Raw genomic sequence first — 22,030 nt, forward strand, 5'->3', positions numbered from 1 at the left:
AGGACTATCTTGCATATTTGGTAGCTAAACTTCTTTTAGGACAGTATCGCCACGTTCAAAAAATCCTTGCAAACGACGATCCGCAAGATGCGGCACTGATTGGAGCTGCGGGGATTGACGACCTTATACAAAAGATGACGGCTTCCACTGAGTATGACAAGTATCACCGTGATGGTTGGGTATTCCAAATGATCACATGGATTGCGGCAAAACTGATTGAGCCTGGATTAATGTCAGCACCGCCTCAGTCTCAGTCGGCGATGCCTGGACTTGACAATCTTTTTGTCCGAACAGAGGGCAACAAGATCACACAGGTCGTTATTGGAGAAGACAAAGCAACAGAAAATGAACGTAGCACGATACGTGACAAAGTTTGGCCAGAATTGGAAGAATTCGAAACAGGAAAACGTGATCATGAACTTTTAAATGAAATCACCCCAATACTTGAACGAAGCAACGGAGAATTAAATGTCGATGAATGCCTAATTAATTTGTTCTGGAACCAAATAAGGGCCTATCGAATATGCATCACGGTTGAGCATTCAAAAGACGAAAAGACAAGAAAAAGCCTATTCAAAGGCTTCAATAAAATTGCATCTGGCCCCATTGAAAGGCGCTGTGCCGAAACGTTTGTTGTTGGAAATCTACGCCAGTGGATGGATTCGCTTTGCTCAAAAATCGTCCATAAGTTGCGAGAAATGTAATGTTTGATAATATTACACGTTCAATCATTGAACATGCTACACCATTAAATGGCGTGAACATAGATCGATTGCCTCAAGAACTTACTGCTGCATATGCAAAAATAGTTTCATTCAGAGTAGCAAATCACAATAGTGCAGGTTTCAAGGCTGAAATAGAAAAAATAGAACGTATTGGAAAAACATATTTAGCCCTCCTCCTCTCGTGCCGAGACGAAAACTTCCAATCAATCGCATTCGTTGCTGCATCAGCATATTCTTTAGTAGCTTCTTATCGCAACGAAATCAGAGCAGACACTTTTGACCGTGACTCAGTATGCCCATTATGCACTTCCGCCTTGCTTTACATCATTGCCGACGCTGTAAGCGACGCAGCAGAAGTAGCGACCCGCATACCAGACACTGAAGACACGTATTCTGTTCACGATCGAATTTCTCAATTTGTTCGCAAGCTTGCCCTCGGCCAATTATTTGAGATTACCCAAGCAGCCATACCTATTCCTTTTGATGGCGGTCCGAATGCCCTTGCCACGATAATGCTTTACGAAAAATGCATGCGTGGCATGCAAGAATTATGTTGGGCTCTACTTGGTGAGGATTTTGGGTCTTTCGATGGAGCTTTAAAAACACTTAGAAATGCCAAACGCCTATCAGTTGAAAATATCAGCAATGAATTTATAGGCAGCCAGCTTGGAAATGGAATATTTTCGACATTTCCAGGCCCATTCATGCTTTCTTCCTTGCTAGCAATTACAACTGAACGGCTCGCCCTGCATTCGCTCATAAGCGTCCCACCACCAGATGCCCAACATGCAGAACAATGGAGTGCGCAAGTCAAACTCTTGTCTCGCACCCGCCCATACATTTGGCCCAACCACGTTAGGGCAATTCATGCGAATGGAGTTTTAAGGCCTGGCATCTCAGCTGTTTTCAGTCTGCCTACTGGCGCAGGAAAAACGACCCTCTCAAACTTGAAAATTGCATCTACTCTTGTCAGAGGAGGAAAAGTCGTATTCTTAGCTCCAACTCATGCCCTCGTACAGCAGGTATCCGATGACTTACGAAATACATTCCCTCGCTATTCCATTAAAAATGCAATTCTTGATGGAGAATATGTTGAAACAGAGGAAGCTGTCCTAGCAGACATAGCTGTCATGACCCCTGAAAGATGTCTTGCTTTTTTGATGTTCTATCCAACCGCATTTGAACAAGTTCGCCTAGTCGTATTTGATGAGTGTCATATTTTGCATGCCAGCGACTGGGCTCACTCATACCGTGCTAGCGACTCCATGATGTGTCTACATCGTCTCTTTGAATACGCTCCACAAGCTGATTACTTTTTGCTATCGGCAATGGTTGAAAACACTGACGACATTGCAGGTTGGATTGAAGAAAGAATTGCGAGAACATGCCTTTCTATTCAAGATGAGTGGAAACCGACAAGACAAGTAAAAGGATGCATTGTTTATCAACAAGCGGACATAAACACCCTTCATGGACGCCTTAATGCTGATCGTATTGAAGCAAAAAAAGCAAATAGAAAAGGACCTGGTGCTACAGTAAAGAGACAGATGGGCATTCAGCCTTGGGCATTCTTTGGTTTGAATCAAACTTGGAACACCTCCCAAGTCATCGACTATTTAGCGCTTCCAATATCAGCAGAAGAAACCATGCTTAGTGCCAATAGTTTTTGGCAATTAGCCCCAAACAAAAATGAAGTGGCAGCCTCATTGGCAAAAATACTTTTCGAGGCTGGGGTGAAAACCCTTATTTTCGTTCAGCAAATTGACCATACTCAATCTATTGTTGCTGACATTTCAGGGCAAGTTAGAACCGATATCGAATCCACCACTTATGAACATGACCTACTGCTAAAGATTGGCGATGAACTTGGAAGCCTCGACATCTCCTATGCTTCTCAAAGCGGTGTTGCCGCCTGCCACCATGGATTGCTATTGAAAGAGGAAAGAGAGCTGGTTGAATCACGGTTTCGTCGTCCTGATGGGGTAGGAGTCCTAGTCGCAACACCAACGCTGGCGCAAGGGATGAATCTGCCTGCCGAAGCCGTGATTCTTGCTGGCGATGAACGCTGGGATGTTGAGCAAAACGACCAAGAAAATCTAGAGGCTCACGAACTATTAAACGCAGCAGGCAGAGCTGGTCGCGCAGGGCATAGCGCGAAAGGATTCGTTCTCGTTATTCCAAAACGAGTCGTTTCATTGCAATTTTCAGATAATGGTGGTGCATCCATTGGCCGAGAATGGGTAGCATTAAAGGACAGAGCATTTTCTAAAAGCGATCAATGCCTTGTTGTTGTCGATCCGTTAGAAAAACTGCTCGACGCAGTTCAAGACAATACATTGTCAGATGAAGCAGCAGCGCACTACTTATTTAGGCGTATGCCGTTTAGGGATGATCATGCCGACGTCGACAACATTCGGGACACATTAAACAAATCGTTGGCTGCATTTGTCGCAAAAAGAAGAAACCAAACAGAAGCATTTAAACTTTCTGTTGAGGCAACAGTTGAGGCAAGCTATAGAATACGTGGCTTTGATTCTGCCACAGACACCCCTTGGATGGCTGCACTTGCTACTGAAATCGGCGTTGATATAGACTCTGTTTCCGCTGTATACAGCAAATTAGATGAGCTAAAACATGAAAATAATGTATATGATTACTTAGATTGGGCTAATAAAGCCGGAATATTGACATTATTTTCCCGTCAAAGTTCGTATACAGACATTGTAAAGACTCTTACGCGGCCACAAGAACGCAGCATGGACAACAGCGATACATTGGCATACGGACGGCTTATTAAAGGAGTGAAGGCATGGTGTAGCGGTTCGACTTTAGTCGAGTTGAGCGAGCACATGCTTGAAACAGCACGGACAAGATCATGGTGCAAAAATTCAAGGAAGCTTGCAATACGATGGGCTCCAGAAGTAGCGTTCGCGTTGGGGTCTGTTGCTAGGATGTATAAATACAAATGTGATGCAGAGAACCTTGCTATGCCTTTATGTCTTGCAACTCTTGCATCATTGATCCGCCATGGCATGGATTCCCCTGAAAAGTTAGCCCTTTTACATATTCACGAATATCAACTAACTCGTCCCAGAACTCATCAGCTATTCCAAGAAATCGCTGACGAAATCCCTGCGATCGACACTTACGCTTCATTCCGGGAGGCACTGAAGGTGGTAAGCGATGCCCAGAAGAGACATTTTTGCGATGATTTTGATGGATCGCGATTCTAATTAATTGTTTGAATTCTTTTCCACACTTGTAAAGTCCCCGTGTTCAAATGTATACTAAAGTGTATATCAATGCACAAAAAAGCGCTTATGATCACTCATAAGCGCTTAGTTTTATTGGAGCCAGCGCGGAGATTTGAACTCCGGACCTGCTGATTACGAATCAGCTGCTCTACCAACTGAGCTACGCTGGCGCGGTAATGCGGAGAGATTTGATAGCCAAGCCTCCGCCGGGCGTCAAGAGGAAACATGGCGGGCCGGGCGGCGGGGGGCGGTCGTGGATATTTCCCTTTGCGTCCAAAGGGAACACTCGCGGTCCGAGCAGGGCAGGTGCCTCAAGCCCGTCCGGAGCTTTCGCCTGCCTGCGGCCTGCCTTGCGCCATTGACCACGTGCTGTCCGAGCCCTATTCTTCCATGGGCCCGGCTCCATGACGACTGCCAATCGGCAGTGCCGCATTCATCGAATGGTGACGGCCAGAAGCAGGGGCGAATCACTTTTACAGGGCCTCTGGCCGGAGCCGGGGTGGCGTTGTCCGCATCCCGCAACGCCGACGACGCGAAACGGCACCGGGACAGGTGCCGCCACCTCCCCGGCAAGCGCAGGCAAGGATACAAGCATGTGCAGCGACAACGGACACAGGGTCCTCTCCCTTTCCCACGGCGCGGGCCCGCTGCCCGTGCTCGGCGATGAGCGCCACACCGAGATGGTCGCCAACCTGAAGCACCTGGCCACCATCATGCCCCGGCCTTCCGCCGTGGTGCTGGTCAGCGCTCATTGGGAGGCGGAGGTCCCCTCCATCACCAGCGGCCCCAATCCGCCGCTGCTCTATGATTATTACGGATTCCCCCAGGAATCCTACGAGTTGGAATATCCCGCGCCCGGACATCCGGGCCTGGAGGACGACCTGGAGCGGGCGCTGGCCCGCGCGGGGTTCGACTGCGCCCGCGACGCCGAACGAGGATACGACCACGGCCTGTTCGTGCCCATGATGCTCATGTATCCCGAGGCGGACATCCCCTGCGTGCAGCTTTCCCTCCTCAGCGGCCTCGACCCCGCCCGGCATCTGGCCCTGGGCGAGGCCCTGCGCACGCTGGAAGGAAAGAATCTGCTCATCGTGGGCTCGGGGTTCTCCTTCCATAACATGCGGGCCTTCTTCCAGCCCGAAACCGCAGAAACCCGGGCCTGGAACATGGCCTTCGACGACTGGCTGGTCGAGACCTGCTCCTCGGGCGCTCTGGATGAGAACGAACGCAGGCTTCGCCTGGAGCGCTGGGAGCAGGCCCCCCACGCCCGCTACTGCCACCCGCGCGAGGAGCACCTGCTGCCTCTGCTTGTTTGCTACGGGGCGGCGGGTCGTGCCTGTTCCCAGGTCTTCCGGCCGCAAATCTTCGGCAAGCAGGCCAGTACCTATCTGTGGTAGGGCCGCCGCCCCCGGCCCGGGCCTGGGGGCGATCACCGGGCGCGGAGAAACTCGCGCATCGGGAGCGCTTTTATGCTCGGGGCGACGGGCGTGACTCGCCCGGCGACGCCGCGCAGCGGCGAAAAGCTTTTTCCCTCTGTGGGCAGGCCGCTGCCCGTCTCTTTGCGTTGCACATTCACGAATTGACGCGGAGCCTCAGGCTTCGTACTGTGCGCGCCGCTTCGGTGGCGCGGCTCCCGCGCGGGGTCCGGTTTGCCGGGGGCCGGGCGCGGCGGGGGCACCGTTTTGGTTTTCCCCCATCGCCGTCTCCCGTTTCGCGTTCCTCCGGCCGGTACGTCCGCCGGGGGGGCTGCGGAGCCGCGCGGACAGCCCGATCCGGCGGCATCCGGTATTTTCCCCGGCCTGGGCCGGGGTTACGCGGCGGCGGAACCGTCGCCAGGAGAAAGTTACGACCATGCAGAGCACATTGGAGCGCCAGATCGCCCGGCGGCGCACCTTCGGCATCATCAGCCACCCCGACGCGGGCAAGACCACGCTCACCGAAAAGCTGCTGCTCTTCGGCGGGGCCATCCAGATGGCGGGCTCCGTGCGTGCGCGCAAGGCCGACCGCCACGCCACCAGCGACTGGATGGCCATCGAGCGCGACAGGGGCATTTCCGTCACCAGCTCGGTCTTGCAGTTCGACTACCGGGGCTTCGAGATCAACCTGCTGGACACCCCCGGCCACCAGGATTTTTCCGAAGACACCTACCGCGTGCTCACCGCCGTGGACAGCGCGGTGATGGTCATCGACTGCGCCAAGGGCGTGGAAACGCAGACCCGCAAGCTCATGGAGGTCTGCCGGATGCGCAACACGCCCATCCTGACCTTCATCAACAAGCTGGACCGCGAGGGCCGCGACCCCTTCGAGCTGATGGACGAAATCGAGGAGATGCTCCAGATCGAATGCGCGCCGCTGTCCTGGCCCATCGGGCGCGGCGGGGACTTTCGCGGCATCTACCACCTGCACCGCCGCGAGGTGACCCTGTTCACCCCCGGGCGCGGCCCCGAGGCCGGCGACGCCGTGACCATCCACGACCTTGCGGACCCGCGCCTGGACGACCTGCTGGGCGACAAGGCCGACACCCTGCGCGAGGACGTGGAGCTGCTTCAGGGCGCGGGCAACGCCTTCGACATGGACGCCTTCCTCAAGGGCAGCCAGACCCCGGTGTTTTTCGGCAGCGCGGTGAACAACTTCGGCGTGCGCGAGCTGCTGGACAGCTTCGTGGACATCGCCCCGGCGCCCCAGCCCCGCGCCGCCGCCAGCCGCGTGGTCCGCCCCGAGGAGCAGGAGTTCTCGGGCTTCGTCTTTAAGGTCCAGGCCAATATGGACCCCGCCCACCGCGACCGCATCGCCTTCGTGCGCATCTGCTCCGGGCGCTTTACGCGCGGCATGCGCGTGCGCCACCACCGCGCGGGCAAAGAGATGGTCATCGCCAACCCGATCATGTTCCTGGCCCAGGAGCGCACCGCCGTGGAGGAGGCCTGGCCCGGGGACATCATCGGCATCCGCAACCACGGCACCATCCGCATCGGCGACACCTTCACCGAGAAGGAGCCCCTGGCCTTCACGGGCATCCCCAACTTCGCGCCCGAGCACTTCCGCGCCGTGCAACTGCGCACGCCCCTCAAGGCCAAGCAACTGCGCAAGGGCCTGCAACAACTGGTGGAGGAGGGCGCGGCCCAGCTCTTCCAGCCGCTGCTGGGCAGCGAACTGATCCTGGGCGCCGTGGGCGTGCTGCAATTCGAGGTCATCGTGGCCCGGCTGCGGGACGAATACGGCGTGGAGGCCAGCTACGCGCCCACGTCGTACACCACCGCACGCTGGGTGGACTGCGCGGACAAGGCCCGGCTCAAGGCCTTCGAGAAGGGCCAGAGCGGCAACCTCGCCCGCGACGCCGAAGGCCACCTGACCCTGCTGGCCGCCGGGGCCTGGCAGCTCGGGCACATCAAGGAACTCTGGCCGGGCATCGAATTCTTCACCACCCGCGAGTGTCAGCGCGGCACGGCGGACGGGGCCTGACGGGCCGCCCCGGAAAGGGGGATTCGTCCTGCTGCTGAAAAAAGCAACCCCTCGCGGCCGTCTGGCAGCGCGAGGGGTTGCTTTTTCCGCTCCACACCTAGCGGTAGCGCGCCAGGATGGCGTCCATGGTTCCGTCCTGGATCATGGTCCGCATGGCGTCCTCCATGGCCTCGCGCCGCATCCGGCCCTCCGGGCTGGCGCGCGAGACGGTCAGGTAGGGCGGTTTGCCGGGGATGATCAGCGGCGAGCGTTCCAGGGTCACGCCCAGGTGCATGAGCAGGTAGTCGGCCTCCTGGATGGGGATGAGCATGGCGTCGCATTCGCCGGTGAGCACCTTCGCCACGGCCTGGATCTGGTCGAAGCATTCCACCTTGCGCAGGGTCGGGTCGTCGTCGAACTCCGGGTAATAGCGCGCGCCGCGCTGCACGGCCACGACCATGGCCGCCAGGTCGGCGTGGGCCGCCACCGGGCGGGACCCGGGGTAGACGTAGAAAGCCTTGTCCGCCGGAGGGAAGCGCACCCCGGTGTAGGTCATGAAGGCCTCGCGCTCGGGGGTGCGGTTGGGCCCGAGCATGATGTCGGCTTCGCCTTTTTCCATCATCGCCAGGGCTCGCGACAGGGGCGCCTCCGTGAAACGCACGCGCAGCCCGGCGCGCCGGGCGATTTCGCGCATGGCGTCGAAGTAGATGCCGTAGAACTCGCCGTTTTCGATGATCCGGAACGGCGGGGCATGGTTGCCGACCACGGTCAGCTCGGGCTCCTGGGCCCGGGCCGGGGCGGCCCAGGCCAGGGCCGCCAGGGCCAGGGGCAGCACGGCGGCGCACAGGGCGGCGCGGGCGGTTCGGCGCGGCGGGGCGTTCATTTGAAGTGGAACTCCTCCACGCCGGTCCACTCGGGGCCGGGTTCGTTTTTCATGGCCCGGGCCGTGCGCTCCAGGTAGAGCGCCGTCAGGCGGTCGGGCGCGGCGGCGTGCAGGGCCAGCAGGGCTTCGTGCGCCCGGGCCCAGCGCCGGGCGCGGTAGTCGGCGCAGGCCGCGTTCCAGGCCTCCAGGCGCTCGATGGTTCCCGGGGGCACGGCCAGTTCGGGGTGGGCCCCGCCCGGGCGGGTGCCCAGCAGTTCGTGGACGGTCACGGGCGTGAGGGCCCCCTTGGGCAGGGCCACGTCCACCACGCGGAACACGAAGTTCGCTCCGGCGGCGTCCACCACGGCCTGGCTGGCCAGGATGGAGGTGCCGTAGAATTTGTTCATGCCCTCCAGGCGCGAGGCGATGTTCACCGCCGAGCCCATGGCCGTGTAGTTCAGGCGGTCCGACGAGCCGATGTTGCCCACCACGGCCTCGCCCCGGTGCAGGCCGAAGCGCGTGGTCAGCATCCGGCAGTCCTGCGGCCCGGGCACGCAGCAGCTTTCCAGGGCCCGGGCCCCGCCCAGGGCCGCCAGACAGGCCTGGACCGTGTGGTCCGGCGCGCGGGTCGGGGCGTTCCAGAAGGCCATGACCGAATCGCCGATGAACTTGTCGATGGTGCCGTCCCTTGTGCTGATGGTGGCCCCCAGCACGCTGAAATAGTTGGACAGCAGTTCCATCAGTTCTTCGGGGGCCATGGTGTCCGACAGGGTGGTGAAGTCGGCGATGTCGGTGAACAGGATGGTCAGCTCGCGGCGGTCGCCGCCCCGTCGCGGTTCGGCGCCGGACTCCACGAGCCTGCGCACCAGGTCGCGCGGGATGTATTGCCCGAAAGAGCGCAGGGCGCCCTTCATGCGGCTCATGGAGGTGGAGAGGTTGTCCACCTCGATGATGTGCGAACGCAGTTCCAGGGTCGACCCGAGATCGAAGCGCTTGATGCGTTCGGCCTCGGCGGCCATGATGTTCAGCGGGCGGGCGATGCGCTGGGCCACGAAGACGATGACCGGCATGGCCGCAAGCAGGGCCGCCAGGGAAAAGAGCAGCAGGTGGTTGCGCACGCGGATGAGCGGGGCGATGAAATGCTCCTCGGGCGCGGCCACGGCCACGAACTCGTGGCTGCCCAGCCCGCCGCCCATGGGCGTGAGCATGGACAGGAAACGTCGGCCGTCCACGTCGAAGGCCGCGATGGCGTTCTCCATGTCCGCCCCGGAGGTGTATTGCTCGTAGACGGCGCGGACGACCGGGTCGTTCAGCACGCCGATGCGCGCGGGCAGGTTCCAGATGCGGCCGTCGCGGTCCACCACGCGCTGGACGACCTTTCCCGGCTCGCGGTGCCCGGTGAGCTGGCCGTCGGCGGCGAAGGTGAACACCTGACCCCGGTCGCCCAGGTGGTACCGGTCCAGGAACCGCGAAACCCCGCCCAGGGTCAGGTCGATGCCGAGCACTCCGCCCACGGGGGCCTCGAAGCTGCGGGCCACGGTGGTGCCGAGGTCACGGGTGCTGGCAAAGACGTAGAGCTTGGTTTTCACCAGCGTTTCGCGCGGGCGGGCCAGCTTGTACCAGGGGCGCTTGCGCGGGTCGAAGGTCGTGGCTTCCGTGCGCCCGCCCAGGGGGCGGCGCCCGGCGTCCAGGAACATCCACTGCTGGCTGGCGCTGCCGTACGCCCCGGGGCTGACGTGGCGCAGGGCGTAGCTGGCCAGGGGCGGGGCCCGCAGGGCCTGGCGCACGGAGGCCACGTCGCGGATGTGGATGGCCTGGTAGAATTCGCCGTCGTCCCAGCCCAGAAAAATGCTGTAGACGTGCTCGTTGGCGTCCAGGGCGGCCAGGAAGGCCCCGGCCAGGGGGTGGGCCGTGCCCTCGGGCTTCACGCCCGTTTCCGGGACCAGGGGCAGGGTTTCGCCCAGGGTCCGCACGGGGGCGTAGATGGTGTCCAGGTCGCGCAGGATGGCCCCGTTGACCTCGCGCATGAGGTCCTCGGCGAGCACCAGGGCCGCCTGGAAGTTCTTCTGGTAGTTGTACCAGGTCAGCAGCGCCGCCAGAGTCAGGGCCACCGCGAAGAAGATGCTCTGGATGGAGACGCTCAGGCTGATGCGGAAGCGAGGAGGCATCGCGGCTCCCAGGCCGAAGGTGAATATTTACTTCTCTCTATGCTGGCAGCCTGATGAAAAGGCAAGAATATTCTTGCCATGCGGCAACTCGGGCGGAGCCGTACGGGCGGGTTGTGCCCGGGGCGCGCTGGCCGTATGCTGGACCCTGCGCCCCCGGCGGGCCCGCCCGGGCCGCCACGAACCAAGCGAGGCACCATGACGCCACCGGACTCCATGCATTGGGAACTGCTGCTCAGCGGCCGCCGCCACGGCACCGACAGGCCCGAGCCCGCCCCCGGGGACGACCCGCGCAGTCCCTTCCAGCGCGACTACGACCGCATCGTCTTTTCCGGGCATTTCCGCAGGCTGGGCCGCAAGACCCAGGTCCACCCGCTGAACGAGAACGACCATATCCACACCCGGCTTTCGCACAGCATGGAGTCGGCCAGCCTGGGCCGCAGCCTGGGCGTGCTGGTGGGCCGCTTCCTGCGGGAGCGCGGAGAGCTGCCCGCGGGGTGCGACCCCGAGCACGTGGGCCAGGTGGTCCAGGCGGCCTGCCTGGCCCACGACATCGGCAACCCGCCCTTCGGCCACAGCGGGGAGGAGGCCATCAAGGCCTGGTTCGCGGACAACGCGGGCCTGTTCGCGGGGGTGTCCGGTGCGCGGCTGGCCGACCTGACGCGTTTCGACGGCAACGCCATGGCCCTGCGCATCCTGGTGCGTACGGGGTTCGAGGAGGGCGGCACGGGCATGCGCCCGACCCTGGCCGTGCTCGGCGCGCTGATGAAATATCCGCGCACCGCCGTCAACGCCCCGGCGGGCAAGGACAAGTTCAGTTGCCTGCAATCCGAGGCCGAAGTGCTGGACGAGGTCGCCGGGCGGCTGGGGCTGCCGGGCGCGGCGGGCAACTACGGGCGCCACCCCCTGGCCTTTCTCACCGAGGCCGCCGACGACATCTGCTACCGCGTCATGGACCTGGAAGACGCCATGGAGCTGGGCATCCTGCCCGGCGATTTCCTGCTGACGGAGTTCAAGGACGCCCTGGAGCTGGACGCGGCGAAAGCGGCGGACTACGCCGCCCGGCCCATGCGCGCCCGCAACGGCAGCCTGCGCGCGGCGATCATGACCCGGACCATCGGGGCCTGCATCGCGGCGTTCAGGGAGCATTACGACGCGATCATGCGCGCGGAGATGGCGGACGGCCTGCTGGACGTGTCCGCGCACCCCGCGTGCCGCAGGCTGACCGGGGTGTACAGGCGGATATCCGGGGATCTCTTCCTGTCCCGGCGCAAGGTGGAGCTGGAGCTCGGCGCCCAGCGCTCCCTGGGGCTCCTGCTGGATACCCTGATGCCCGGAGCCCTGGGGCTGTGCCCGGGGGCCGAGGCGACCCGACGCAGCGTCTGCACCCCGGATCAGGCGGCGGCCATCCTGGGCCGCGAGCGGGCGGACGCGCTGCGCGTGCCCGGGGCGGGGCCCTACGAGGCCGCCGTCCTGGTGCTCGACTATCTGGCGGGCATGACCGACCACTACGCCACGGGCCTGAGCCGGAGGCTCCTGGGGCTGGGGGGCTGAGGATGGACGCGGCGGCGCGGGACATGGTCCCGACCCTGGCCCGGGCCGTGGCCCGCGAGCTGGAGCGCGAAACCCCGGCCGGGCCGGAGGTGGAGCGCTTCGCGCGCACGGCCCTGGGCGGGGCGGACGACGCGGCCCTGGCCGCACTGCTGGCCCGCTTCGGCGCGGCGGGCGAGGCGGGCGACGACTCCGACGCCGCGCTGCTGGCCGAGCTGCTGCTCTTCCCGGGGCGTGAAATGCAACAGGCCCTGGAACCGGCCCTGGCCGAGGCCGATACGGCTTTTGTCCGCCAGGAAGGGCAAGCGGGCCAGGAAGGGCGGGAAGGAGCGGGGAGGGCGGACGGCGCGGCTGCCCTGGGCCGGGCCCTGGCGGCCCTGGCACCCCGGGCGCGTTTCCTGCTGCCCGGGGGGCGCGCGGTGGCCCTGGCCCCCGACGCCGCCGCCTGCGCCGGGGTGGCCCGGCGGCTGCGCCCGGGGCATGGCGCGCCCCCGGCCCTGGCCCGGGCGGTGGACGCCGCCCTGGCCCCGCAGGCCGCCCTGGCCGCCCGCGCGGCCCTGCGCCACAGCCGCTGCCCGTGGACCGCGCGCAACGTGGACCTGCTCGCGCGGCTGGCGGCCTCGCCCCTGGCCGGGCCGGAGCTGCCCGCGCTGCTGGCCTATGCCTGCGCCCTGCTGCCGGGCCTGGAAGAGGGTGCGGACCTGGCCGTGGCTTTGGCCCGGGCCCACGCTGCGGCCCTGCGGCACCTGGAGGCCCACCAGCGCTTTGCCGGGCGGCTGGCGGCCCAGAATTTCGAGACCCTGGCCCTGCGCGGCGAGCGTGCGCCCCACGCCGACCCCGAGGCCCTGCGCCGCGAGATGCGCGCGGCCGACCGGCTCTCGCGCATCCTGTGCGGCGTGCCCGCCGCCGCCCCGGGCGTGGTCCACGAGGACCTGGGCACCATGACTCCCGGCGACGGCCTGCCGGGCTCCGGTTTCTCCGATAGCCTCGACCCGGAATTGCCCTGACCGCGCGATTCCCGCGCCTCCGCGTGCCCCGCGCGTGCCCCGGGCCCCGCCCGGTTTTCCCCTCCGCCCCCGGCCCTGCGCGCCATGTTGCGCCCGGGGGGCAAACAGCGTAGGAGAGCGGTCCCGGCGTATCGCCGGGCCCATCATCACGAGGAAACCACCATGCCCAGAAACAAAGCCCGCAACGAAAAGATTCGCAATATCGCCATCATCGCCCACGTCGACCACGGCAAGACCACGCTCACGGACCAGATGTTCCGCCAAAGCGGCCTGTTCCGCGACAACCAGGAAGTCCAGGACCGCGTGCTGGATTCCATGGACCTGGAGCGCGAGCGCGGCATCACCATCGCCGCCAAGAACTGCTCCATCGAGTGGCAGGGCGTGAAGATCAACATCATCGACACCCCCGGCCACGCCGATTTCGGCGGCGAGGTGGAGCGCGCCCTGTCCATGGCCGACGGCGCCATTCTGCTGGTGGACGCCTCCGAGGGACCCCTGCCGCAGACGCGCTTCGTGCTCGAAAAGGCTCTGGCCGCGCATCTGGCCGTGTTCGTGGTCATCAACAAGATCGACCGCGCCGACGCCCGGCCCGCCGAGGTTCTGAGCGAGGTCTACGACCTGCTCATCGACCTGGGCGCCAGCGACGAGCAGCTCGACTTTCCGCTGTTCTACGCCGTGGGCCGCGACGGCGTGGCCTCGCGCAGCCTGGACGAGCCCGGGCAGAACCTGCACGTGCTCATGGACGCCATCGTGGCCGACATGCCCGCCCCGGTGTACGACGCCGACGCGCCCTTCCAGATGCTGGTGTCCGACCTGGGGTATTCCGACTACCTGGGGCGGCTGGCCGTGGGCCGCGTGCTGGGCGGCACGGTGCGCGGCAACCAGAGCCTGGTGCGCATCGGCGAGAGCGGCACGCCCAAGCCCCTGCGCGTGACGCGCCTGCAAACCTATCGCGGCCTGCAACTGGTGGACGCCGAAAGCGCCGAGCCCGGCGACATCATCGTGCTTTCGGGCATCGAGGACGTGCGCATCGGCGACACGATCTGCACCGCCGCCGAGCCCCGGGCCCTGCCGCGCATCACCGTGGACGAACCCACCGTGTCCATGCGCTTTTCCATCAACACCTCGCCCCTGGCCGGGCGCGAGGGCAAGAACGTGACCTCCTCCAAGATCCGCGAGCGGCTGATGCGCGAGGCGCTGTCCAACGTGGCCATCCGCGTGGAGGACACCGACGAGCGCGACGCCTTCGTGGTCAAGGGCCGGGGCGAGTTCCAGATGGCCATCATCATCGAGACCATGCGCCGCGAGGGCTTCGAGCTGAGCGTGGGCCGCCCGGAGGTCATCCTCAAACTCGACGAGCAGGGCCGCGTGCTGGAGCCCATCGAACAGCTTTACGTGGACTGCGACGAGGCCTTTTCCGGCGTGGTCACCGAGAAGCTGGCCATCCGCAAGGGGCGGCTGACCAACATGGTCAACAACGGCTCGGGGCGCGTGCGCCTGGAGTTCTCCGTGCCCTCGCGCGGGCTCATCGGCTACCGCGACGAGTTCCTGACCGACACCAAGGGCACGGGCATCATGAACTCGTACCTCTCGGGCTACGAGGAGCACCGGGGCGACTTCCCCACGCGGTTTTCGGGGTCCATCGTGGCCGACAGGCCCGGCAGCGCCGTGCCCTACGCCCTGTTCAACCTCGAACCGCGCGGCCAGCTTTTCGTGCGCGCCGGGGACCCGATCTACGAGGGCCTGATCGTCGGCGAGCACAACCGCGACAACGACATCGACGTGAACCCCTGCAAGGAAAAGAAGCTGACCAACCTGCGTGCCTCGGGCAAGGACGAGGCCGTGGTGCTGACCAACGTGCAGACCATGACCCTGGAGCGCGCCCTGCACTTCATCCGCGAGGACGAGCTTGTGGAGGTCACGCCCAAATCCGTGCGCCTGCGCAAGGCCGTTCTGCCCGCCACCCTGCGCCACCAGGCCGCGGGCAAGAAGAAAAAGGGCTAGGCTCCCGGGCGAAGGCACCGGCAAGCCGGAACGAAAAACCAGGCCCCCGCGGCGGACGACCGCGCGGGGGCCTGGTTTTTTTGACTGATGCGACGGATCGCCGTTTCGGGGCGGCCCGTTAGGCCGCGCGCACGGAGTCCAGGGCCCGTTGCAGATCGGTGATGCCCAGGCCGAGATGGAAGTCGAATTCCAGGCCCGCTTCGTGGCCCATGAGCCAGGCCACGCGGCAGGGCAGGGCGTCGAGCAGGCGCCCCGAGGCCCTGAGCCGGGCGTGGAACAGGGCGGACTGGTCCAGGCGCAGGCCGTGGTCCGCCGGGGGCGCGTCCAGGCGGATACGCGAGGACGCGGCGTTGATGTCGATGAGCCGGGCGGCCAGCGTCAGCCCGCCCGCGGCCAGTTCGCAGCGGTGCGCCCCCGCGTAGGCCTTGATCATCCTGTGCAGGCGGACCCCGGCGCTTTCCCGGCCGGGGCCCGCCGTGTGCGGCGGTGTCGTCGTCCATCCGGTCATGGTTTCCCCCCGGCGGGGCGCTCGGCCCCGCCGGAGCCAGGAAACCACGGCGCGGTGATGGGCCCGTGGCGGGCCCGTGACGTTTGGGCGCCGCCCGGCGGCTACTGCGGCTCCTGCTGCGGCAGCATGTACTGGATGTAGTAGCCGCTGGTGGGGTAGGCCCAGATGGTGCGCCGCACCTGTTCCGCCGTGAGCCCCAGGCGCACGGCCAGGGCGAAGGTGTTGGCCAGCTCCTCGGCGTGGTGTCCGGCCAGGTGCGCGGCCACGATGCGCCCGCCGGGCGCGGTGAGAATCTTGTAGCCCGTGTGTTCCTCGCCCAGGCGCTGCCAGGGCAGCCAGTCGTTCATGTCGCCCTGGTGCACGGCCACGTCCAGCCCGTGGGCGCGGGCCTCGGCCTCGGTGGGCCCCACGGCGGCCAGCGGCGGCACGCTGAAGACCACGCGCGGGATGCCCGCCTGGTCCACGCTCAGGCTGTTGCCGTGGAGCATGTTGTGCGCCGCCACCAGCCCTTCGTTGTTGGACGAGGGCGTCAGGGCGAAGGGCGTGCTCGCGGCGTCGCCCCCGGCGTAGACCGCCGGGTTGCTCGTGCTCTGCATGTATTCGTTGACCAGGATGCCGCGCGGGCCCACGGCCACCCCGGCGGCCTCCAGGCCCAGGCCCTCCAGGGCCGGGGCGCGCCCCGCGCCGTGCACGGCCATGGCGCAGGCGAACGCCCGGGCCCCGCCGGGCCCGGCCAGCACGGTCAGCCCGCCGTCCGGGGCGCGCTCCACGGCCGTGACCGGCATGTTGGTCCGCACGTCGATGCCCGCCTGCCGCGAGGCCGCCACGATGACCTCCGCCAGTTCGGGCTCGAAGCCGCCGAGCACCCGGGGGCCACGGTGCAGCACCGTGGCCCGCACTCCGGCGCGGGACACCATGTGCGCGAATTCAAAGGAAATATATCCTCCGCCGATAAAGACGATGCTCTCGGGCAGTGCCGGAAGATCCAGGAAGGCGTCGGACAGGGTGACGAGTTCTTCGCCGGGGATGCCCAGGGGCGCGGGGCGGGCGCCGGGGCCCAGGAAGATGCGCCCGGCCTCCACGGGTTCGCCGTCCACTTCCAGGCCGCGCGGGCCGGTGAGCCGCGCGTGGCCGTGCAGGGTGTCGATGCCGCGCCGGGAATAGGCGGACTCGATGCGCCCGGGCATGTCGTCCACGAACCCGGCCTTGAAGGCTTGCAGGGCGGCCCAGTCGACCTCGGGCTCGCCGCGCAGGCCCCGGCCGTGCAGGCCGCGCACGCGGGCCACGGCCTCGGCCGCGCCCAGCAGAACCTTCTTGGGGTTGCAGCCCCGCAGGGGGCAGGTGCCGCCGAAGCGGTCGGACTCCACCACGGCCACGGTCAGGCCCGCGTCGCGGCAGGCTCGGGCAGCCGCACCGCCCGCCACGCCCGCGCCCACCACCACCAGATCGTAGCGTCTGGTCATCGTTTCCTCCGCGCAAAGGGTTTCCAGCGTCCGCCATCAGAACATGAAGCGGCCGGTCTGGCAACCCGGCGCGGCCGGGGAAGGGGGGCAAGGCCGGGGGCGCCTCGCTCCGGCGGCTAGCGGATGAGCAGGAAGTAGCCCGTGCCCGCCAGGGCCACGATGGTGCAGGGCACGACCAGCCTGCGCCACACGCGCGACAGCTCCACCTGGAAGTACTGGCAGGTGAGGATGAAGCAGATGTGGATGGGCGAAATCATCACGCCGGTGAAGCCGAAGAACTGGGCCAGCACCAGATAGGGCAGGGTCTGGCCCTGCATGCCCAGGCCGTCCAGGATGCCCAGCAGCAGCGGGAAGGTCGCGCCCACGAAGGCCACGTTGATGCCCGAGATGGCGCCCACCAGGAAGGGCAGGAACACCGCCGAGGTGAACAGCGCCACCCCGCCCCCGGCCATGCCTGCCAGATCGCGGACCACGCCCGCGGCCTCCATGGTCTCCTTGAAGACGAAGATGCCCACGATGACGAAGAGCATGGAGTAGAGGTGGCGGCTGGTCAGCGTCTGGCGCACGGGGGCCAGGGGGAAGCCGTTTTGGGCGAGCAGGACCACGATGGCCGCCAGCAGCGCCGCCAGCACGCCCCACTCGAAGGACGCCCCGGGCAGCAGCAGGCCGATGCCGCCCTCCAGGACCACGGCTCCGACGATGGCCACGATGAGCGGCAGGCCCAGGCCGACGATGCCCGCCAGGGAGGTCGGCGCTGTGGTCACGGGGATGGACGCCTCCTCGATGCGCAGCCGCCCCGGGCGCAGCACGAAGAGCCAGCCCAGCAGCAGCATCAGCGGCACCGCCGGGAAGGTCCAGGCGATGAGCCGGTGGATGGGCAGCCCGCCCAGGGAAGCCGTGAGGATGATGCCCGGGTACAGCGGCCAGCCCAGCTCCCAGACGTGGCGGAACCAGTAGTTCACCAGGGCCTTGTCCGCGCCGTCCAGGCTCATTCGCCGCGAGACCTCGCCGACCATGGGCGCCGAGAACACCGCGCCCCCCGGCATGGGCAGCAGCCCGATGAGCGCCGGGAAGAACACCAGCCGCAGCCGGGGCGAGCGCATGCGCACGGCCAGGGCGTCCATGAGCCTGCGCGACTGGCCGGTTTTTTCCATGGTGGTGGACAGGGCCATGATCAGGCCGACGATGCCCGCCAGGAAAAGGGTGGTCCGGCTGGCCAGGGCGGCGGCCACCACGTGGGGCCAGCGCTCCAGGGGCAGGCCGAAGAGCACGGCGGTCAGGCCCGCGCCGCACAGGATGGAGGCGCCGAGACCCAGGCGCAGGCGGATGCCCGCGAGCATGGCGGTGAAGGCGGCGAGAATCTTGACCAGGGGCAGCAGGGCGAGGATGGATTCCATGGTTTCTGGCTGTGGCTTGCGGGGCGACGGCGGGCCGGGGCTCCGGGTGGGCTGGGGCGCGCTCCGGGCAGACCCGGGCGCGAAAGGTATGCATACTCAGACTTGTTTGCTCTGGCAACGGCTTTTCTTGGGCAGTGCGCGGAACCCCTGGGGAGCATTTGCGGGGCCGGGCGTCAGACCGGGGGGCGCCGGGGGCGCCGGGCGTGCGGATGCGGGGGCACCAGCCGCCAGGTCAGCAGTATGGCCGCCAGCAGCAGCAGATAGAGCAGGGTGAAGGCCCGGGGCGGCAGGTCCCAGTAGAGCACGCGCTCGGCCCAGAAGGCGGCGAAGGACGAGGCGTGGCGCCCCGGGGCTCCGGCGGCCCGGCGCAGGGCGTCCTCCCAGGTGGTCAGCGGGCAGGCCAGGCCGAGCAGGGCCTCGGCGGCGACCACGGCCATGGCCCCCAGATGGGCCATCCGCCAGCCCCGGCGGCGCACGAAGCTCCGGCCCGCCAGGGCTCCGGCCCAGATGACCGGCAGGCCCAGGACGATGAACGCCGCCAGAAGCATATGCAGCGCCAGCAGTGCGTCGGCCAGCCAGAGCAGGGCGGAAGGTGCCATGGCCCACCATGCCCCGGGGCCCGGCCGAAGGCAAGCCGACGCGGGGTGCGCCCGGGGGCGCGGGGCGGATGGAACCCGGGCGGGGGGAAGTCGGGGCGGCGCCGCCGGGGCGATGGCCCGGCAAGCGACGGATGGCGCGCCTTGCGGCCGGGCTTGTCATTGCTTCGGCTCTTCCGCTACAGTGGCTCCCGCACGCGACGCCCCGGGGCGCCGTGGCCGCGGCCCGCGGGCATCGGCAGCCCGCCCCGGCATCCGCGCCGCACCGCCCCGATCTGACCCGCACAGCACAGGCCCGGCCCGCGCCGGGCCGTCATCTTGGAGGATTCATGGCCGATTCCGCCCCTGTCGTCCGCCCCATGCGCCGCGAGGAACTGGACCTCGCCCTGCGCTGGTCCGCCGAGGCGGGCCGCAACCCCGGGCTGCGCGACGCCGACGCCCTCTGGGCCGCCGATCCGCAGGGCTTCTGGATGGCCGAGGCGGACGGCGAGCCCGTGGCCAGCCTGGCCGCCGTGGCCCATGGAGGTTTCGGTTTCGTGGGTCTGTATTTCGTGCGCCCGGACAGGCGCGGCCAGGGCCTGGGGCGGCTGCTGTGGCGCAAGGCCACGGCCCGGCTGGCGGGCCTGGGCGTGGGCCTGTACGCCCTGCCCGGGCAGGTGGAGGCCCTGCGCGGCCAGGGCTTTACCCCGTCCTACGAGCTGGCGCGCTTCTGCTGGGACCAGCCGCCGGACCCCTGCGTGGCCGAGCGGCTGGTGCCCCTGGAGGACGTGCCCCTGGCCGACGTGGCGGCCTATGACCGCATCGGTTTTCCCGGCGCGCGCGCGGCCTTTTTGCGCCGCTGGCTGGCCATGCCCAACGCCCGGGGCCTGGCCGTGGCCCACGACGGCGAACTGCTGGGCTACGGCGTGGTGCGCACCTGCTGGGAGGGCAGCACCATCGGCCCGCTCTTCGCCGAGGACTGCGACACCGCCGAGACCCTGCTCCTGGGGCTGGGCGCGGCGGCGGAGCAGTTGCCGGTGTTCCTGGACATGCCGGTGTGCAACGTGCGCGGCGTGCGCATGGCCGAGCGCTGGGGCATGCGCGAGGTCTCGCGCGTGGTGCGCATGGACAACGGCCCCGAGCCCGACGTGGACCTGTTCAAGATTTTCGGTCTGGCCAGCCTGGATCTGGGCTGACCCGGCCCGTGCGCGCGGCGCCGGGCGCGGCTTTGCGCCCCGGCTCCGGCTGGCCGGATTGCGGCTGCGGGCGCCCCGTCCGCTCCGGCGGAATGCCGACCGGGGGCCGGGGCGCCCGCACAGGAGCTTGTCCGCGCCCGAAGGGGCGGGCCCGGCGCGCCAACGCGGGGTGTGAATCTTCCCTCCCGGCTCCCTTGCAGGCATCCCCCGCCGCATATCCCTACCCTTGGGAGGGGAAAATTACGTGGCGAACCGTTTTTTGTCTTGATTGTTCACTCAACCAAGGTTATTTCTGGACCTGTCGCACGCCTCCTCCAGGCGGATGACGGACTGCGGGGCCGAAGGCCCCGGACACAGCCTCCATACCAACCAGCAGAAAGAGGCCCGGGGAGTGGTTCCCCGGGCCTCTTTCCTGTTGGCGCCGAGTGTGGACGGGCGCGGCGCGTGGACGGGGATGGCCCCGGAGCGAGGGCGCGTCCGGCCCTGGGGCGGGTATGCGGCGTGCGCCCCGAGGGCGGTACGGGGAGGGCGGCGTTGCGCCGGAGGGTGCGCGGTGTGCGCGGCTTCGTCGATGCCCTGGCAATGCCGGTCCTGGTCGCGCCGGTGGGGCGCGCGGCCTTGTGCCCGCCCGGCTTCAGCCCCGGCGCGGCAGGCCGCCGTGGCTCGGGCGCAGGCTGCGCAGCCCGTCGGCGGTGTACAGCGCCACCCCGGCCCAGATGAGCAGGAAGGTGGTCATGTGCGCCGGGCTGAAGGGCTCGCGGTAGACGAAGACCCCCAGCAGGAACATGCCCGTGGGCGCCAGGTATTGCAGCACGCCCACCGTGGCCAGCCGTAGCCTGCGCGCCGCGAAGGCGAAGAGCACCAGCGGCGTGGCCGTGACCACTCCGGCCCCGGCCAGGAGCAGATCCGTGCTCCAGCCCAGGTGCCCCAGGGCGCCCAGGCCCTCGGCCTCGCGCAGCCACAGGTAGCCCCCGGCGGGCAGGGTCAGCACCAGCGTCTCGAAGAACAGGCCGTTGATGGACTCCACGGCGGCGACCTTGCGCACCAGCCCATACAGCCCGAAACTCACGGCCAGGGCCAGGGCCAGCCAGGGCGCGCGCCCGAAGTGCCAGACCATGTTCAGCACCCCCGCCGTGGCCAGCAGGATGGCCACCGTCTGCACCCGGCGCAGCCGGTCGCGGAAGACCAGAAACCCCAGCAGCACGTTGACCAACGGGTTGATGTAGTAGCCCAGGCTGGACTCCACCACGTGGCCGTTGTTCACCGCCCAGATGTAGAGGAACCAGTTGCCCGACACCAGCATGCTGGAAACCATGAGCAGCAGCACGTCGCGCCGCGAGCGCATGGCGTGGAGCACCCCGGACCAGCCGCGCCGCAACGTGACCAGCAGCGCCAGGAAGACCAGGGACCACACGATGCGGTGGCAGAGCAGTTCCATGGGCGGCACGGCGGCCAGGGCCTTCCAGTACATGGGCAGAAGCCCCCAGACGAGGAACGCGAGCAGACCCGCGGCGATACCCGTGTGCGAAGGGGAAAGGGGCGAAGGCATGTGTTTTCCGCAGTGGCTGGGGGTTGGGCAGGCGTCCGCACTCTACCCCTTCGCGCCCTGGCGTCAAGGCCCGGCAGGGGCCGCAAGCCCTGCGGGGCGGGAGTTTCGTCCGGTGCGCCACGGTACGCCGCGCCCCCGGCGTGCGGTTGGGCAGCGGTTCCCGCGTGCGTGCGGGCGTCGGGGCATCAACGAGAGCGGGACGCCCGTGCGGGCGCGGTTTCCGCTTGTGTGCCGGGGCGGCCGGGGTGACCGTTGCGCGCTCCGGGTGGAGGCCCCGGCCTGCTGTTCTGTGGAGGGCCGCTCCGGACCGGGCTCCGTTGGCCCGATCCGCATTGG

Annotated in this window: 15 protein-coding genes and 1 tRNA gene; 8 read left to right on the forward strand and 8 right to left on the reverse strand. The window is 66.2% G+C overall.

Going from position 1 to position 22,030, the window contains the following annotated elements:
- Positions 1 to 17 precede the first annotated feature (17 nt).
- Together ACZ5KV_RS14360 and ACZ5KV_RS14365 are read left to right on the forward strand one after the other, a co-directional pair.
- Positions 18 to 704 carry a hypothetical protein gene (locus tag ACZ5KV_RS14360; protein WP_464239972.1) on the forward strand — a complete coding sequence of 229 codons (687 nt, stop codon included), beginning with the start codon at positions 18 to 20 and terminating at the stop codon, positions 702 to 704.
- On the forward strand, positions 704 to 3,958 hold the full coding sequence (locus ACZ5KV_RS14365) for a DEAD/DEAH box helicase (RefSeq protein ID WP_464239973.1): 3,255 nt from the start codon (positions 704 to 706) through the stop codon (positions 3,956 to 3,958). Before ACZ5KV_RS14360 ends, ACZ5KV_RS14365 begins: the two co-directional genes overlap by 1 nt.
- A 115-nt stretch (positions 3,959 to 4,073) precedes the next feature.
- On the opposite strand, the gene ACZ5KV_RS14370 is transcribed toward ACZ5KV_RS14365, so the two are convergent.
- Positions 4,074 to 4,149, reverse strand: a tRNA-Thr gene (locus tag ACZ5KV_RS14370).
- A 423-nt stretch (positions 4,150 to 4,572) separates the two neighbouring features.
- Here ACZ5KV_RS14370 and ACZ5KV_RS14375 point away from each other — a divergent pair.
- Both ACZ5KV_RS14375 and ACZ5KV_RS14380 read left to right on the forward strand, forming a co-directional pair.
- Positions 4,573 to 5,376 carry a DODA-type extradiol aromatic ring-opening family dioxygenase gene (locus tag ACZ5KV_RS14375; RefSeq protein WP_464239974.1) on the forward strand — a complete coding sequence of 268 codons (804 nt, stop codon included), beginning with the start codon at positions 4,573 to 4,575 and terminating at the stop codon, positions 5,374 to 5,376.
- A gap of 454 nt (positions 5,377 to 5,830) precedes the next feature.
- Positions 5,831 to 7,438, forward strand: a complete 1,608-nt coding sequence (locus tag ACZ5KV_RS14380) for a peptide chain release factor 3 (RefSeq protein WP_464239975.1) — start codon at positions 5,831 to 5,833, stop codon at positions 7,436 to 7,438.
- Between the two features lie 97 nt (positions 7,439 to 7,535).
- Here ACZ5KV_RS14380 and ACZ5KV_RS14385 read toward each other — a convergent pair whose 3' ends face one another.
- Complete coding sequence (locus ACZ5KV_RS14385; RefSeq protein WP_464239976.1) at positions 7,536 to 8,300, reverse strand: substrate-binding periplasmic protein; 765 nt, start codon at positions 8,298 to 8,300, stop codon at positions 7,536 to 7,538.
- Positions 8,297 to 10,447, reverse strand: coding sequence for an adenylate/guanylate cyclase domain-containing protein (locus ACZ5KV_RS14390; RefSeq protein WP_464239977.1), 2,151 nt, complete (start codon positions 10,445 to 10,447; stop codon positions 8,297 to 8,299). Before ACZ5KV_RS14390 ends, ACZ5KV_RS14385 begins: the two co-directional genes overlap by 4 nt.
- Before the next feature lie 195 nt (positions 10,448 to 10,642).
- Here ACZ5KV_RS14390 and dgt point away from each other — a divergent pair, with 195 nt between their 5' ends.
- The 3 genes from dgt (at position 10,643) to typA (ending at position 15,006) form a co-directional block, all read left to right on the forward strand.
- Positions 10,643 to 11,998 carry a dGTP triphosphohydrolase gene (dgt, locus tag ACZ5KV_RS14395; RefSeq protein WP_464239978.1) on the forward strand — a complete coding sequence of 452 codons (1,356 nt, stop codon included), beginning with the start codon at positions 10,643 to 10,645 and terminating at the stop codon, positions 11,996 to 11,998.
- Positions 11,999 to 12,021: 23 nt separating this feature from the next.
- Positions 12,022 to 13,002: a hypothetical protein gene (locus ACZ5KV_RS14400; protein ID WP_464239979.1), complete on the forward strand. Its 981-nt coding sequence runs from the start codon at positions 12,022 to 12,024 to the stop codon at positions 13,000 to 13,002.
- A 162-nt stretch (positions 13,003 to 13,164) separates the two neighbouring features.
- A complete protein-coding gene (typA, locus tag ACZ5KV_RS14405) occupies positions 13,165 to 15,006 on the forward strand; it encodes a translational GTPase TypA (RefSeq protein ID WP_464239980.1) in 1,842 nt (613 codons plus the stop codon).
- A gap of 118 nt (positions 15,007 to 15,124) precedes the next feature.
- Here the strand turns inward: typA and ACZ5KV_RS14410 are convergent, their stop codons facing one another.
- The 4 genes from ACZ5KV_RS14410 to ACZ5KV_RS14425 form a co-directional block, all read right to left on the reverse strand.
- Complete coding sequence (locus ACZ5KV_RS14410) at positions 15,125 to 15,514, reverse strand: hypothetical protein (RefSeq protein WP_464239981.1); 390 nt, start codon at positions 15,512 to 15,514, stop codon at positions 15,125 to 15,127.
- A gap of 101 nt (positions 15,515 to 15,615) precedes the next feature.
- Positions 15,616 to 16,977, reverse strand: a complete 1,362-nt coding sequence (locus ACZ5KV_RS14415; protein ID WP_464239982.1) for a dihydrolipoyl dehydrogenase family protein — start codon at positions 16,975 to 16,977, stop codon at positions 15,616 to 15,618.
- A gap of 116 nt (positions 16,978 to 17,093) precedes the next feature.
- Positions 17,094 to 18,374 (reverse strand): DUF401 family protein, encoded by a 1,281-nt coding sequence (locus tag ACZ5KV_RS14420; protein WP_464239983.1) that lies wholly within the window; start codon positions 18,372 to 18,374, stop codon positions 17,094 to 17,096.
- 173 nt (positions 18,375 to 18,547) lie between these two features.
- Positions 18,548 to 18,973 carry a DUF2784 domain-containing protein gene (locus ACZ5KV_RS14425; RefSeq protein WP_464239984.1) on the reverse strand — a complete coding sequence of 142 codons (426 nt, stop codon included), beginning with the start codon at positions 18,971 to 18,973 and terminating at the stop codon, positions 18,548 to 18,550.
- 326 nt (positions 18,974 to 19,299) lie between these two features.
- On the opposite strand from ACZ5KV_RS14425, the gene ACZ5KV_RS14430 reads away from it, so the two are divergent.
- Positions 19,300 to 20,145 (forward strand): GNAT family N-acetyltransferase, encoded by an 846-nt coding sequence (locus ACZ5KV_RS14430; RefSeq protein WP_464239985.1) that lies wholly within the window; start codon positions 19,300 to 19,302, stop codon positions 20,143 to 20,145.
- Positions 20,146 to 20,779: 634 nt separating this feature from the next.
- On the opposite strand, the gene rarD is transcribed toward ACZ5KV_RS14430, so the two are convergent.
- The gene (gene rarD / locus ACZ5KV_RS14435) at positions 20,780 to 21,694 is read right to left on the reverse strand and encodes an EamA family transporter RarD (protein WP_464239986.1); all 915 of its coding nucleotides are present in this window, start codon (positions 21,692 to 21,694) and stop codon (positions 20,780 to 20,782) included.
- Positions 21,695 to 22,030: the final 336 nt, after the last annotated feature.

It is taken from the genome of Desulfocurvus thunnarius (genome assembly GCF_055390965.1).